This window comes from Mumia sp. Pv4-285, assembly GCF_041320275.1.
Taxonomy (GTDB): Bacteria; Actinomycetota; Actinomycetes; order Propionibacteriales; family Nocardioidaceae; genus Mumia; species Mumia qirimensis.
The window spans coordinates 3,597,700-3,612,253 of record NZ_CP162023.1 but is presented as its reverse complement, the minus strand read 5'-3'; the positions used below and the strand labels follow the sequence as shown (position 1 = coordinate 3,612,253).

12 protein-coding genes are annotated in these 14,554 nt (G+C 70.5%); 11 read left to right on the top strand and 1 reads right to left on the bottom strand.

The genetic code is table 11. The features are described 5' to 3' along the window. Nucleotides 1–5 precede the first annotated feature (5 nt). Genes AB3M34_RS17490 through AB3M34_RS17445 form a run of 10 tightly spaced genes read left to right on the top strand, consistent with a single transcriptional unit; the run spans nucleotide 6 to nucleotide 9,085 of the window. Nucleotides 6–890, top strand: a complete 885-nt coding sequence (locus AB3M34_RS17490; protein WP_370615864.1) for a branched-chain amino acid ABC transporter permease — start codon at nucleotides 6–8, stop codon at nucleotides 888–890. Beyond that, on the top strand, nucleotides 874–1,965 hold the full coding sequence (locus AB3M34_RS17485) for a branched-chain amino acid ABC transporter permease (RefSeq protein ID WP_370615862.1): 1,092 nt from the start codon (nucleotides 874–876) through the stop codon (nucleotides 1,963–1,965). The genes AB3M34_RS17490 and AB3M34_RS17485 overlap by 17 nt, the downstream gene beginning before the upstream one ends. Further along, a complete protein-coding gene (locus AB3M34_RS17480; protein WP_370615860.1) occupies nucleotides 1,962–2,726 on the top strand; it encodes an ABC transporter ATP-binding protein in 765 nt (254 codons plus the stop codon). Before AB3M34_RS17485 ends, AB3M34_RS17480 begins: the two co-directional genes overlap by 4 nt. After that, a complete protein-coding gene (locus AB3M34_RS17475; protein WP_370615858.1) occupies nucleotides 2,719–3,501 on the top strand; it encodes an ABC transporter ATP-binding protein in 783 nt (260 codons plus the stop codon). The genes AB3M34_RS17480 and AB3M34_RS17475 overlap by 8 nt, the downstream gene beginning before the upstream one ends. A gap of 5 nt (nucleotides 3,502–3,506) precedes the next feature. Continuing rightward, entirely contained in the window at nucleotides 3,507–4,655 is a 1,149-nt protein-coding gene (locus tag AB3M34_RS17470; protein WP_370615857.1) for a Gfo/Idh/MocA family protein, read from the top strand. Then, on the top strand, nucleotides 4,652–5,821 hold the full coding sequence (locus AB3M34_RS17465) for a dihydrodipicolinate synthase family protein (protein WP_370615855.1): 1,170 nt from the start codon (nucleotides 4,652–4,654) through the stop codon (nucleotides 5,819–5,821). Before AB3M34_RS17470 ends, AB3M34_RS17465 begins: the two co-directional genes overlap by 4 nt. Next, nucleotides 5,818–6,714: a sugar phosphate isomerase/epimerase family protein gene (locus AB3M34_RS17460; RefSeq protein WP_370615853.1), complete on the top strand. Its 897-nt coding sequence runs from the start codon at nucleotides 5,818–5,820 to the stop codon at nucleotides 6,712–6,714. Before AB3M34_RS17465 ends, AB3M34_RS17460 begins: the two co-directional genes overlap by 4 nt. Beyond that, a complete protein-coding gene (locus tag AB3M34_RS17455; RefSeq protein WP_370615851.1) occupies nucleotides 6,711–7,814 on the top strand; it encodes a glycerate kinase in 1,104 nt (367 codons plus the stop codon). Before AB3M34_RS17460 ends, AB3M34_RS17455 begins: the two co-directional genes overlap by 4 nt. A gap of 9 nt (nucleotides 7,815–7,823) precedes the next feature. Further along, nucleotides 7,824–8,615: a hypothetical protein gene (locus tag AB3M34_RS17450; RefSeq protein WP_370615849.1), complete on the top strand. Its 792-nt coding sequence runs from the start codon at nucleotides 7,824–7,826 to the stop codon at nucleotides 8,613–8,615. Then, nucleotides 8,612–9,085 carry an RDD family protein gene (locus AB3M34_RS17445; protein ID WP_370615847.1) on the top strand — a complete coding sequence of 158 codons (474 nt, stop codon included), beginning with the start codon at nucleotides 8,612–8,614 and terminating at the stop codon, nucleotides 9,083–9,085. Before AB3M34_RS17450 ends, AB3M34_RS17445 begins: the two co-directional genes overlap by 4 nt. A gap of 79 nt (nucleotides 9,086–9,164) precedes the next feature. Here the strand turns inward: AB3M34_RS17445 and AB3M34_RS17440 are convergent, their stop codons facing one another. Continuing rightward, nucleotides 9,165–9,659, bottom strand: a complete 495-nt coding sequence (locus tag AB3M34_RS17440; protein ID WP_370615846.1) for a DUF2505 domain-containing protein — start codon at nucleotides 9,657–9,659, stop codon at nucleotides 9,165–9,167. A gap of 91 nt (nucleotides 9,660–9,750) precedes the next feature. Between AB3M34_RS17440 and AB3M34_RS17435 the strand changes: the two genes are divergently transcribed. Next, nucleotides 9,751–14,526 (top strand): NAD-glutamate dehydrogenase, encoded by a 4,776-nt coding sequence (locus AB3M34_RS17435; protein ID WP_370620039.1) that lies wholly within the window; start codon nucleotides 9,751–9,753, stop codon nucleotides 14,524–14,526. The last annotated feature ends 28 nt before the right edge of the window (nucleotides 14,527–14,554 follow it).

The window sequence follows — 14,554 nt, the reverse complement described above, 5'->3', positions numbered from 1 at the left end:
CGCTGATGGATGGCTCGCTCCTCTTCCAGAGCCTGATCCTGGGGATCCTGCTGGGAGGGCTCTACGCCCTCCTGGCAGCCGGGCTCACGCTCTACTTCGGGATCATGCGGGTGGTGATGATCGCGCACTCGGCGTTCCTCATCCTCGCGGCCTACCTCGCGTGGTGGTTCCACCGCGAGACCGGCATCGACCCGTTGCTCTCCCTGATCGTCACGGTCCCGCTCTTCTTCGCCGTCGGCGTCCTGATGCAGCGGCTGCTCGTGGCGAGGCTCCGACCGGTGACACTCACGATGATGTCGGTGCTGCTGACCTTCGCGATCGCCCTGACGATCGAGGGCCTGCTGGGCTTCGTGTTCTCGGGCACGCAGCGCCGCATCCAGCTCGGCTACAGCGGCGAGAGCATCGAGGTGTTCGGCGCCCACGTCGCGGTGGTCAAGCTCATCACGTTCGGGTTGGCCGCGTCGTCGCTCGCCGCGCTGTACGTGATCATGAAGTACACGAAGTTCGGCCAGTCGCTGCGTGCGACCATCCAGCACAAGGAGGCCGCCCAGCTGGTCGGCATCAAGACCGACCGGGTGGCGGGCTACGGCTTCGGCCTCGGTCTGGCCACCGCGGCGATCGGCGGCACGGCGCTGTCGCTCGACGCGACCATCTACCCGTCGTTGCACTGGCACTGGATCGGCCCGTTGATGGCGATCATCGTCGTGGGCGGCCTGGGGAGCATCCCCGGCGCCGCGATCGCCGCGATGGTGCTCGGCATCGGGCAGAGCCTGCTGCAGATCCCGATGGGGACGACGTGGGCGCAGACCATCTTCTACGTGGCGCTGTTCGCCACGCTGATGCTGCGGCCGCAAGGATTCTTCGGAGGTCGTCTTGCCCAGCGTTTCTAAGGTCTTCGTGGCGAAGGTCGTGGTGTTCGCCGCGTGCGCGGCTGCACTGCTGACCTTCCCCAGCTGGGCCGCCAACCCCTACATCCTGTCGGCCGGCATCGTCGTGCTCAGCTACGCGGTGCTCTCCACGTCGTGGAACTTCGTCGGCGGGTTCACCGGCTACATCTCGCTCGGCCACGCGGCATGGTTCGGCCTCGGGGCGTACGGGACGGCGCTGCTGATCACCAAGATGGAGCTCTCGAGCTTCGTCGCCTGGGCAGTCGCGGGCGTCCTGGTCGCGATCTTCGCGATCCCGGTCGGTTGGGCTGCCTTGCGGGTGCGTGGGGCGTCGTTCGTCATCGTGTCGATCGCGCTCGTGCTCATCATGCTGCTGGTCTTCCAGAGCTGGAGCGACTTCACGGGTGGCTCGAACGGCCTGGTCGTGCCGCGTCCGTTCCCGGACATGCTGCGTCCCGAGCACCACGAGACGTTCTTCTACCTGTTCGCGGCGCTCCTCGCGGTGACGCTGCTCTGCTGGTGGCTGATCGACCGCTCCCGGTTCGGGATGGGTCTCAAGGCCATCCGCGAGGACGAGGACAAGGCGGAGGCCCTCGGCATCCCGACCTACTCGTACAAGCTCGTCGTGTACGTCGTCTCGGCGTTCTTCACCGCGCTCGGTGGCGGCATGTACGCGCTGTGGTTCGGCGACCTGGACCCGGTGTTCCAGTTCTCGATCCTGATCGGCTCCTACATGGTGCTGATGGCGCTGCTCGGCGGCGTCCGCCAGCTGTACGGCCCGCTGCTCGGCGCGCTCATCGTGGGCACCGCTCTGGAGTACTTCAAGCTCGAGTTCGGTGACACCCAGTTCCACCTCGTCGCCACCGGTCTGCTGCTCGGCGTCGTCGTCCTCTTCATGCCCGACGGGATCATCCCGGCCGGGATGAAGCTCGTCGACCGGTTCACCCCGGAGCGCAGCTCGATCCGGGAGATGACGGCCGCGCAGCTGCTGGAGCGCGACGAGGAGGAGACGTCCGAGCGGGCGGATCGGCACACCGCCGCCACGGGCGCTGCCACACCAGAGAGGACGAAGCGATGACCACCAGCGCGAACCCGATCGCACCTCCCCGCGAGAGCCTCGCCACGGTCTCGCTCAGCAAGGCCTTCGGTGGGGTGAAGGCCGTGGACGACGCGACCGTGACCTTCCACGAGGGCAAGGTGAACGCGCTGATCGGCCCGAACGGGTCCGGCAAGACGACGTTCTTCAACTGCGTCACAGGGATGATCAAGCCCGACTCGGGCAAGGTCACCTACCGGGGCAACGACGTCACCGGACGGTCGCCGCACCGGATCGCGCGAGCAGGGATCGGTCGCAGCTTCCAGCTGTGCCGGATCTTCCCGCGGATGACCGTCCTCGAGAACGTCCTGGTCGCCCACCGCACCGACGGGCTGCGCTCGTTGCTCAAGGGTGCGCGCGACGACGACGAGATCGAGCGCGCCCGGGGCTACCTGCGGCGCGTCGGCATCGACCACCTGGAGCGGTCCGAGGCGGCCGACATCTCGTACGGCCAGCAGAAGCTGCTCGAGCTCGCCGGTGTCCTCATGGCCGAGCCCGACCTCATCATGCTCGACGAGCCCGCCGGTGGTGTGAACCCGGCTCTGATCGGTCGGATCGGCACCCTCATCCGCGAGCTCAACGCCGAGGGCAGGACCTTCGTCGTCGTGGAGCACAACATGGAGATGGTGATGAGCCTGAGCGACCACGTCATCGTGTTCGACCGCGGTCGACCGATCGCCGAAGGACCTCCGTCGGAGGTCCAGTCCGATCCGCGAGTGCTGGAGGCGTATCTCGGTGTCTGACTACCTGCTCGAGCTCAACGACATCGAGGCCGGGTACGGGCGCGCCGCGCTCGTGCTCCGCGGCCTCACCGTGAAGGTGCCCGCCGGTTCGGTGGTCTGCCTCGTCGGCCCGAACGGCGCCGGCAAGTCGACCGTCCTGAAGGTGGCCAGCGGACTGCTGACCCCACGGTCGGGGTCGGTCGTCGTCGACGGCGTCGACGTGACCGGTCAAGGCCCCCAGGCGATGCTCGCCTCGGGTCTCGCCCACGTCCTCCAGGGGCACAGCGTGTTCCGCGAGATGACGGTCGAGGAGAACGTCATGCTCGGCGCGTTCACCGTGCGCGACAAGGCGAAGGTGGCGGAGCGGATGGAGTTCGTCCAGTCGCTCTTCCCGATCGTCGGAGAGCGGTGGAAGCAGCTCGCCGGCCTGCTGTCCGGTGGACAGCAGAAGCAGGTCGAGTTCGCCCGCTCGCTGATGGTGAGCCCGAAGGTGGTGCTCCTCGACGAGCCGTCGATGGGCCTCGACCCCAAGACGACCGCCACGGTCTTCGACCAGGTGGTCCGCATGCGCAACGCGGGCATCGCCGTGCTCCTCGTCGAGCAGAACGCCCGACGCGCCCTCGAGACCGCCGACGTCGGCTGCGTGCTCGACCTGGGACGCGTCCACATCTCGGGCCCCGCGCCCGAGCTCCTCGCCGACCCCCAGCTCGGTGCGCTCTACCTCGGCGGGCGTCCGAGCGAGCCCGCCCACGCACAGGCCACGCCGGCCGAGACCGCCACACGAGAGAACGGGTGAAGTCCATGGCACAGCAGAGCGTCCGGATCGTCATGAACGGCGTCACCGGTCGGATGGGGTACCGCCAGCACCTGCTCCGCTCGATCCTCGCGATCCGGGACGAGGGCGGCGTGGAGCTGCCCGACGGGAGCCGCCTCCAGGTCGAGCCGGTGATCGTCGGCCGCAACGCCGACAAGCTCGCCGAGCTCGCCGAGCGTCACGGCATCGCCGAGTGGACGGTGGACGTCGACGAGGCCCTGGCCGACGAGACCGCGCCGATCTACTTCGACGCCCTCGTCACGTCGGAGCGCAAGAAGTCGCTCCTCAAGGCGATCGCGGCCGGCAAGGCGATCTACACCGAGAAGCCCATCGCCGAGACCGTCGGCGAGGGGGTCGAGATCGCCCGTGCGGCTGACGCCGCAGGCATCCTCAACGGCGTCGTCCACGACAAGCTCTACCTGCCGGGCCTGCTCAAGCTGCGCCGGCTGGTCGACGCCGGCTACTTCGGCCGCATCCTGTCGGTGCGGGGCGAGTTCGGCTACTGGGTCTTCGAGGGCGACCTCATCCCCGCCCAGCGTCCGAGCTGGAACTACCGCGCCGAGGACGGCGGCGGGATGGTCCTCGACATGTACTGCCACTGGAACTACGTCCTCGAGAACATCCTCGGCAAGGTCGAGAAGGTGACGACCCGCGCGGTCACGCACATCCCGAAGCGCTGGGACGAGAAGGGCGAGGCCTACGAGGCGACCGCGGACGACGCGGCGTACGGCATCTTCGAGCTCGAGGGCGGCATCGTCGCGCAGATCAACTCCTCGTGGGCGGTCCGCGTCAACCGGGACGAGCTCGTCGAGTTCCAGGTCGACGGCACGGAGGGCTCCGCAGTGGCGGGCCTCTTCGGGTGCAAGGTGCAGTCTCGGGTGCGCACGCCGAAGCCGGTCTGGAACCCGGATCTCCCGACGGACCAGGTCTTCCGGGACCAGTGGTCCGAGGTGCCCGACAACCAGGAGTTCGCGAACGGGTTCCGCGCGCAGTGGGAGGAGTTCCTCCTCGACTGGCACGCCGGTCGTCCGCACCGCCACGACCTGTGGTCGGGTGTGCGCGGGCTCCAGCTGGTCGATGCCGCGCTGGAGTCGTCGCGGGAGGGCCGGACGGTGAGCATCGAGGAGACGGCGTGACGACCACGCGCGGCACGGTCGCGGTCCCGCGTGCCGACGGCACGTGGCAGGGCATCGAGCTCCGCGAGGCGCGCACGTTCGCCGACCACCCCGCTCCGTACGCGAGCCGGGCCGTGTTCGCCGCGGCGCACGTGGTCGCCGACCCGTTCGGCGAGAACGTCCCCGGCGCCCCGGCGGCGGTCGACTGGGAGTCCACGCTCGCGTTCCGGCGCCACCTGTTCCGGTACGGCATGGGTGTCGCCGAGGCGATGGACACCGCCCAGCGCAACATGGGCCTCGACTGGCCCGCCGTGGTCGACCTCGTGACCCGCAGCGCCGAGCAGGCGCGCGAGGTCGGTGCGCGGATCGCCTCGGGTGCCGGCACCGACCACCGTGACGAGCTCCGTACGCTCGCCGAGGTGACCGATGCCTACCTCGAGCAGGTCGCGGCGATCGAAGGCGCCGGCTCCCAGGTGATCGTGATGGCGTCTCGGCACCTGGCGGCGATCGCGTCGACGGCCGAGGACTACCTGACGGTCTACGACACGGTCCTCAGCCAGGTCAGCGAGCCGGTCGTCCTGCACTGGCTGGGCGAGGCGTTCGACCCCCACCTGGCCGGCTACTGGGGCTCGGCCGACGTCGACACGGCGACGGCCACGTTCCTCCAGCTCGTCGAGGCGCACGCCGACCGGGTCGACGGCGTGAAGGTCTCGCTGCTGTCGGCCGAGCACGAGGTAGGTCTGCGCGCAGCCCTGCCGGAGGGCGTACGCCTCTACACCGGTGACGACTTCCACTACCCCGAGCTGATCCGCGGAGACGGTACGCACCACTCCGACGCGCTGCTCGGCGCGTTCGCGGCGGTCGCCCCAGCAGCGTCGGCCGCCCTGGCCGCGCTCGACGACGGCGACCTGGCGACGTACGACGCCGAGATGGCGCCGACCCTGGCGCTCTCGAGGCACATCTTCAGCGCACCGACCTACTACTACAAGACCGGCATCGCGTTCCTCGCGTGGCTGTCGGGCCACCAGCCCGGGTTCACGATGGTCTCGGGCCTGCAGTCGGCGCGCAGCGTGGTGCACCTGTCCGAGGTGTTCGCGCTCGCCAACGAGGCGCGGCTGCTGCCGGACCCCGACCTCGCCGCACACCGGCTCGGCCTGCTCCTCGAGACTGCAGGAGCGCGTCCATGACGACCGTGGTGGACGTCCCGAGCGGGGTCGCAGCGCGCGTCGAGACGCCGTCGGTGGGCGACCCGCGACTGTCACGCCTGTCGCTGAACCAGCGGACGACCGCGCAGTGGTCGCTGCGGGAGGCGCTCGACGGCACGCGTGCCGCGGGCCTCTCGTCGATCGGCCTCTGGCGCGAGCCGGTGGCCGAGGTCGGTCTGGAGACGGCGGCCCGCTGGGTCGCCGACAGCGGGCTGCGCGTGTCCTCCTTGTGCCGAGGCGGCTTCTTCACGGCCGCCGATCCCGACGCCCGCGAGACCGCGCACGCCGACAACCGCGCCGCGATCGACGAGTGCGTCGCGCTCGGGACCGACGTGCTCGTCCTCGTCCCCGGCGGGCTGCCGGACGGGAGCAAGGACATCGTCGGAGCACGCGAACGAGCGGCCGAGGCGATCGGCCGGCTCGCGCCGTACGCCGCCGAGCGAGGCGTCCGCCTCGGCATCGAGCCGATGCACCCCATCTTCGCTGCCGACCGCGGCGTCGTCTCCTCCCTGCGGCAGGCGCTCGACATCGCCGAGCAGCACCCCGTCGCGCAGGTCGGCGTCGTCGTCGACACCTACCACCTGTGGTGGGAGCCCGACGTGGAGGCGCAGATCGCCCGCGCCGGCGACCGGATCGTCGCCTACCAGGTCTGTGACTGGATCACCCCGATCCCGGCCGACAACCTGCTCGGGCGCGGGATGATGGGCGACGGCCACGTCGACTTCCCGGCGTTCACGCGCGCGGTCGCGGCGACCGGCTACACCGGAGACGTCGAGGTCGAGATCTTCAACGCCGACGTGTGGGCGGCGCCGGGCGAGGACGTGGTCGCGACGATGGCTCGCCGCTACGCCGAGCTCGTCGAGCCCTACCTGTGACCCGGTTCCTCGTCGCGCCGGACAAGTTCAAGGGGTCGCTCGACGCCGCCCAGGTCGCGGCTTCGATCGCTCGCGGTCTGCGCGCCGCGGGTGCCGAGGCCGTGGAGCTCCCGATCGCCGACGGCGGTGACGGTACGGTCGCGGCGGCCCTGGCAGCGGGCTGGACGCCGGTGCCGGTGACCGTTGCCGGACCCACCGGCCAGCCGGTCGCGACGACGATCGCGCGGAACGGCGACGACGCCGTCGTCGAGATGGCCGACGCGTGCGGCCTGGTCCGACTCGAGGACGGACCGGCTCCGCTGACGACGACCTCGCGCGGTCTCGGTGAGGCCGTCGCTGCGGCGGTCGCCGACGGGGCGACCCGCATCGTCGTCGGGATCGGTGGGAGCGCCTCGACCGACGGTGGTGCGGGCATGCTCGCCGCCCTCGGCGCACGGGTGCTCGACGCGGACGGTGCTTCCGTACGCGACGGGGGCGCCGGTCTCGCCGACGTCGCCTCGCTCGATCTTGACGGTCTCGGCCTCGACGGCGTGTCCCTCGTGGTCGCATGCGACGTCGACAACCCGCTCACGGGTGAGCACGGTGCCGCGGTCGTCTACGGGCCGCAGAAGGGCGCGGACCCCGATCAGGTCGCGGCCCTCGACGCGGCGCTCGCGCGATGGGCGGACGTCGTCGCGGCCGCGACGGGACACGACCTGCGCGACGCGCCCGGCGCCGGTGCCGCCGGCGGGGTCGGCTTCGCGGCGCTCGCGCTGCTCGGCGCCGAGACCCGGTCGGGTGCGGAGCTCGTGCTGGACCTCGTCGGGCTCGACCGAGCCCTCGACGAGGCCGACGTGGTGATCACCGGCGAGGGTTCGTTCGACGAGCAGACGCTGCGAGGAAAGGGTCCTGCGGTCGTCGCCGCCCGTGCCGCCGCGCGGGGGACCGCGGTGTTCGTCGTCTGCGGTCGTACGACCCTGACCGACGATGCTGCCCGCGGCGCCGGCGTCGACCGTGTCTTCGCCCTCCAGGATCTCGAGCCCGACCTCGCACGCTGCGTCACCGACGCGCCGAGCCTCCTCGAACGCATTGCGGCTGACGTGGCGTCGTCCGTGCTCTAGATTCAAGCCGTGGACAGCGGACCGGACGACGACGACGGCGGTGACGTAGCCGACGCCGCGCCCGCCGGCGACGAGGCCGCACGTGCGTCCGCCACCGCGTTCGACGTCGTGGTCGGAGTCGCCGACCTGACGCTGACGATCGGCGTGCGTGCCGCGGTGACCGCCCGAGCCCTGCTCGGCCCCGCCATCTCGCAGGTGGCCCACCACCTCGCGTACCCACCGCTCGTCCCCACGTCACGCGCCCCGGGGACCCTGATCGGCCGTCTCGCGTCGCGCGGGGCGCGGCGTCGCCGCGAGACCGAGGAGTACGCCGTACGCACCGCGCGTCAGGCGGTCCCCGTCGTCGCCGACGCGGTGCTGGACCAGATCGACCTCACGTCGCTCGTCCTCTCGCGCGTCGACGTCATGACGGTCGTCACGGTCGTCCTAGATCAGCTCGACCTCACCGAGCTCGTGACGAAGCAGGTGGCTCTGGGCGACGTCGTCCAGGCCGCGCTCGACGATCTCGACCTCACCGCGACCGTCATCGACCGGGTCGACCTCCAGCGCATCGTCACGCACGTGCTGGACGGGCTCGACCTCACCGCCCTCGTCCGTGACCGCGTCGACCTCGACTCGCTCGCCAACCAGGTCATCGAGGACGTCGACCTGCCCGAGATCATCCGCGACTCCTCCAGCGGCGTCGCCGCCGACCTCGTGGTCGAGGCGCGGTCCGGCGCGGCGACCGCCGACGAGGTCGTCGCACGAGCGGTCGATCGCGTGCTGATGTGGCGTCGCCACCGTGAGCGGGGCGAGCAGTGAACGTCGCGCACAGTCATCCGGTCGGTCCCGGGGCGAACCTCCAGGGCAAGCCCGCCGGTGTGGTGACCCGCACGATCGCAGGCGGGATCGACTACGCGCTCGCCGGGCTGGCGGTCGCCGGCACCTACGCGGGGGTCGCCGCGCTGACCTTCCTCTACAACCCGGTGAGCTGGCACTGGCCACGCTGGCCGTTCATCGTCCTGCTGGCCCTCGGCGCGTTGTATCTCGGCGGCTACCTCACCGCGTGCTGGGCGACGAGCGGCAAGACCCTCGGCGGACAGGTGATGGGCACGAGGGTGCTGGGACGTCACGGCGGCCGCGTACGCCTGTGGCGGGCGGCGGTGCGCGCCCTCGTGGTGGTCGTGTTCCCGATCGGTCTGTTCTGGTCGGCCGTCAACCGGCACTCACGGTCCGTCCAGGACATCGCCACGGGCACCTCCGTCGTGTACTCGTGGCGCACCGCGGTCTGACGGGCCTCCCGACAACAGGACCCGACGTTTCACCCCAGATTCGGGGGTGAAACGTGGGGTCGTTCCTGCGGGTCTTGCGTCAGCCTGCGGCGAACCTGGCCCTGCCCTCCGCCGACTCCACCCGCAGCGCCTCGACGACGGCCTTGGCGATCTCGGGCTCGACCTTGCGACCGATCAGCGGGATCTTGACCTTCAGCTCGCCGTCGACGGTCAGCTCGGAGCCGCCGGCGACCGGCCGGATCGTCATCGTGCCGTCCATCGACGCGGGCTGGCCCTTGATCGTCAGACGCACCGTGCCCGTCCGTGAGCCGTCGGCGGCCGGAGGGCCCCAGGACTCGACCTGACGCACCTCGACGGTCTCGCCGGTGATCTTCTTGATGAAGTCGGGCATCTCGGCAGGCATCGTACGGTCGATCTGGACATCGACCCGGTCGCCGCCGTCCTCGACGGTCACCTCGTACGCGATGGCGTGGATCTTCTCGCACACCGAGGCACGGAACTCGTCGTCGCGGATGATGTCGAACACCTGGTCCGGGGTGGCGCCGGGGTAGTCGGCGGTCTCGTGCAGCTTCATCCGGACATCATGGCAGGCAGCGGCTTCGTGGCGGCAAAGTAGTGTGCAAGGGGTCACAACGACGTGAATCCGAAGGAGTCCGATCTTGTCCGTGGAGGAAGGCGAGCTGCCCGCCGAGGTCATCGATGTCCTGGTGTCCTCGTACTACCAGCACGTGCCGTCTGACGAACGAGAGGAGCGGTCGCCGGACACCTTGCGCGGCGCCGTCCTCAGCCATGCCGAGCTCGCGCGGGAGCGCAGACCGGGGGAGACCCTGCTTCGGGCGTGGGAGCCCACGAAGGACACCGACGGATGGTCGGCGAACGGGCACCTGGTGCTCCAGGTCGTGACCGACGACCGGGCGTTCCTGGTGGACTCGACCGTCGCGTTCCTCGCGACCGCCGGCTTCGGCGTCGACTGGCTCGTCCACCCGCAGCTCGACGTCGAGCGGGACGCGTCCGGTCGGCTGCAGTCCGCCCACCTCGCCGGTGCGAGCGCCCACGGGTCCCGCACCGTCCGCGAGTCGTGGATGTACCTCGAGATCGACCGCAGTGACCGCGACGACGCCGCCGAGCTCGTCCTCGAGGGTGTCCGCCGCGTGCTGCACGACGTGGAGCTGGTCAACGAGGACTGGCACCCGATGCGGTCGCGCGCGCACGAGATCGTGGCCGAGCTGCGGGCCGACCCGCCGACGGGCATCCGGCCCGAGGAGGCCGCCGAGGCAGCCCAGCTGCTCGCCTGGCTGGCCGACGACAACTTCACGTTCGTGGGCTACCGCGCCTACGACCTCGAGGGAGAGGTCGGTGACGAGCATCTGCGCCCGGTGAAGGGCAGCGGTCTCGGCATCCTGCGGCACGAGCGGCGCGAGTCGACGAGGCTCAACCGCCTCCCGAAGTCGTCCCGGGAGCGTGCGCGGGAGCGGACGGTCCTGGTGATCACCAAGGCCAACTCCCGCTCGACGGTGCACCGCAGCAGCTACCTCGACTACATCGGCATCAAGACGTTCGACGCCGCCGGCAACGTCGTCGGCGAGCTCCGGTTCCTCGGGCTGCTCGCCTCCTCGGCGTACACGGGCAGCATCACCCGCATCCCGATCCTCGACCGCAAGGTCGACCAGGTGGTCTCGACGCTCGGGTACGACCCGGACAGCCATGCGGCCAAGGAGATCCTCGACCTCCTCGAGACGTACCCGCGTGACGAGCTGTTCCAGGTGCCGGTCGCCGGGCTGTCGGAGATCGCCGAGGCGCTGATCCACCTGCAGGAGCGCCGCCACGTGCAGCTCTTCGTGCGCCGTGACCCCTACGAGCGCTTCCTGTCGTGCCTCGTCTATCTCCCGCGTGACCTCTACACGACGGCGGTCCGTCACAAGGTCGAGGCCATGATCGCGGACCGGGTCGGCGGAGACCCGATGATCGACTACGGCGTGTGGGTGAGCGAGTCGCCCCTGGCGCGGGTCCATCTCGTCGTCCGTCCGCGCCCTGGTGAGCAGCTCGGCACGGTCCAGCCCGCCGAGCTGCAGGGCGAGGTCGCCGCGGCCGTGCGCTCCTGGACCGACGCGCTCGGCGAGGCCATCGACGTCCGGTTCGGCCCCGCCAGCACCACGGCGATGCTCTCGGGGTTCCGCGACGTCTTCCCGGCGGCGTACAAGGAGGACGTCCCCGCCGTGGACGCCGTCGACGACGTGCTCGCTGCCCGGTCCCTGCTCGAGGGAGCGCGGGCCCGGGTCCACCTGACCGTGGAGCCCGATCCTGCGACCGACGACCCGCACGCCTTGCGGCTCCGCCTCTACACCCGTGAGCCGGCGGCGCTGACCGACGTGCTCCCCGTCTTCGCCTCGCACGGCGTCGACGTGCTCGACGAGCGGCCGTACCGGCTCGGGACGCCCGAGCCCGTCTGGGTCTACTGGTTCCACGCCCGCTCGCAGACCGTCACCGACGAGGAGGGGCGTCGCCGGCTCACGGACGCGTTCGTCGCGTGCTGGGACGACCGTGCCGAGGTGGACGGCTTCAACCGGCTCGTCCTCGCCGCCGACCTGGAGTGGCGTCAGGTCGTCGTGCTGCGCGCGTACGCCCGCTACCTCCAGCAGGCTGGCACCCCTTTCAGCCTCGAGTCCCTCCAGAACGTCCTCATGTCCGAGACCGACGTCGTGCGGTGCATCGTGGACCTGTTCGAAGCGCGCTTCGACCCGGTGGTCGACGACCTCGAGCGGAAGTCGCTCACCGAGTCCGTCGAGACCGACCTCCGCGCGCGGCTGGAGGCCGTCGAGGGGCTGGACACGGACCGAGTCCTGCGGTCGTACCGGACCCTCGTACGCGCCACCGCGCGCACGAGCTACTACCAGCGCGGCGACGACGGCCTGCCCAGGTCGTACGTGTCGTTCAAGCTCGCCCCCCGCGAGATCGCGGACCTGCCGGAGCCTCGACCCGAGCACGAGATCTTCTGCTACTCGCCGCGGGTCGAGGGAGTGCACCTGAGGTTCGGCAACGTCGCCCGCGGAGGGCTGCGATGGTCGGACCGTCGCGACGACTTCCGTACGGAGGTCCTCGGTCTCGTCAAGGCGCAGATGGTCAAGAACGCGGTCATCGTGCCGGTCGGCGCCAAGGGCGGGTTCTACTGCAAGCGGCTGCCCGACCCCAGCGACCGCGAGGCATGGATGGCGGAGGGCGTCGCGTGCTACAAGACGTTCATCTCCTCGATGCTCGACCTCACCGACAACCGGGTCGGCGACGAGGCCGTCGGGCCGCCGGACGTGGTCCGGCACGACGGCGACGACACCTACCTCGTCGTGGCTGCCGACAAGGGCACGGCGACGTTCTCCGACATCGCCAACGAGATCGCGACCGAGTACGGCTTCTGGCTGGGCGACGCGTTCGCGTCCGGCGGCTCTGCGGGGTACGACCACAAGGCCATGGGCATCACGGCCCGCGGCGCGTGGGTCTCGGTGCAGCGGCACTTCCGAGAGATGGGTGTGGACTGCCAGCGTGAGGACTTCACCTGCGTCGGCATCGGCGACATGTCCGGCGACGTCTTCGGCAACGGGATGCTCCTGTCGGAGCACACCCGCCTCGTCGCGGCGTTCGACCACCGTCACATCTTCGTGGATCCCGATCCGGACGCGGCGACCTCGTTCATCGAGAGGCAGCGGCTCTTCGCGCTGCCGCGTTCGAGCTGGGCGGACTACGACCGCTCGCTGATCTCGGAGGGTGGTGGCGTCTTCCCGCGCACCGCGAAGACCGTCCCGGTCAGTGCCGCGATGAGGGAGGCGCTCGGCATCGACGGTGACGTCACGACCCTCAGCCCGCCCGAGCTGCTGCGCGCGATCCTGAAGGCGCCGGTCGACCTGCTGTGGAACGGCGGCATCGGGACGTACGTCAAGGCGTCCTCGGAGTCGAACGCCGACGCCGGCGACAAGGCCAACAACGCCATCCGTGTCAACGGGGCCGACCTGCGCTGCAAGTGCGTGGGCGAGGGCGGCAACCTGGGCTTCACGCAGCTCGGACGCATCGAGTACGCGCTGTCCGGTGGCCGGATCGACACGGACTTCATCGACAACTCCGCAGGGGTCGACACCAGCGACCACGAGGTCAACATCAAGATCCTGCTCAACCGCGTGACCGCGCGCGGTGAGCTGACGGAGTCCGAGCGGGACACGCTGCTCGCGTCGATGACCGACGAGGTGGCGCGGCTGGTCCTCGAGGACAACTACGACCAGAACGTGTCGCTCGCCGGGTCGGTCGACGCCGCCGTGAGCCTGCTCCACGCGCACGCGAGCTGGATGACGCGCCTCGAGCGGGCCGGCTACCTCAATCGCGCGATCGAGTTCCTGCCGAGCGAGAAGCAGGTCTCCGAGCGCCGGGCGCAAGGCGTCGGGATGACGGCGCCCGAGCTCGCGGTCCTGCTGGCCTACACCAAGATCGTGCTCGAGGAGGAGCTGCTCGACTCCGACATCGCCGACGACCCGTACTACAAGACACACCTGATCAGATACTTTCCGTCGGCCCTGCAGCACAAGTACCGCGCCGACATGGCCGAGCATCCGCTGCGCCGGCAGATCGTGGTCACGGCGATCGTCAACGAGATGGTGAACCGGGGCGGCATCTCCTACTTCCACCGGCTGTCGGGAGAGACCGGCATCACCGCGTCCGACCTGGCACGCGCCCGGTCGATCGCGGCGGAGATCTGCGGCGAGCGCGCGATGCTCGAGCGCGTCGCCGACCTCGACAACGTGGTCCCCGCCGACGTCCAGGAGCGCATGCGCGGTGCCGTCCAAGCGCTCGTCGAACGCGTCTCGCGGTGGCTGGTGAACCATCGCCGCTACACCGACGTCGAGGGCAGCGTCGACTACTTCGGTACGACGGTGGAGCACCTGCTGCGCAGCCTGCCGACCTTCCTGCTCGGCCGGGAGCGGGATGCGTGGGCAGCGCGTGCCGACGAGCTCGCGGCCGCCGGCGTCCCCCGGGAGGACGCCGAGGAGTTCGCCGTCCTCGCTCCGGCGTACGGTGCGATCGAGATGGCCGACGTCGTCCGCTCCACCGGGCTGGACGTCGAGACCGTCGCTCTCGTCTTCCTCGAGCTCGGTGAGCAGCTGGGCCTCGACCGGCTCGCGCACCGGATCCAGGGTCTGCCGCGCGACGACCGGTGGCGCTCGATGGCGCGGGCCGCGTTGCGCGACGACCTGCTGGGCGTCCAGGGTCAGCTGGCCCGCAAGGTGCTGGCGACGACGGACGGCGACCTCTCGCCGCACGAGCGGGTGAGGGAGTGGGGGGCGTCGGAGGCGCTGGTCCTGCAGCGTGCCGAGGAGACGTTGGAGGAGATCTGGGGCGAGGACAGCCCCGACCTCGCTCGTCTGTCCGTCGGGCTGCGGGTGGTGCGGACCCTCCTGACCTGAGGCTGCTCAGCCGGCGCCCGGCCGGCCC

What these genes read in the sequence shown, in the direction of transcription:
- AB3M34_RS17490 (WP_370615864.1), top strand. Translation starts at nt 6, where the DNA reads ATGGATGGCTCGCTCCTCTTCCAGAGCCTGATCCTGGGGATCCTGCTG.
- AB3M34_RS17470 (WP_370615857.1), top strand. Translation starts at nt 3,507, where the DNA reads ATGGCACAGCAGAGCGTCCGGATCGTCATGAACGGCGTCACCGGTCGG.
- AB3M34_RS17460 (WP_370615853.1), top strand. Translation starts at nt 5,818, where the DNA reads ATGACGACCGTGGTGGACGTCCCGAGCGGGGTCGCAGCGCGCGTCGAG.
- AB3M34_RS17440 (WP_370615846.1), bottom strand. Translation starts at nt 9,659, where the DNA reads ATGAAGCTGCACGAGACCGCCGACTACCCCGGCGCCACCCCGGACCAG.
- AB3M34_RS17480 (WP_370615860.1), top strand. Translation starts at nt 1,962, where the DNA reads ATGACCACCAGCGCGAACCCGATCGCACCTCCCCGCGAGAGCCTCGCC.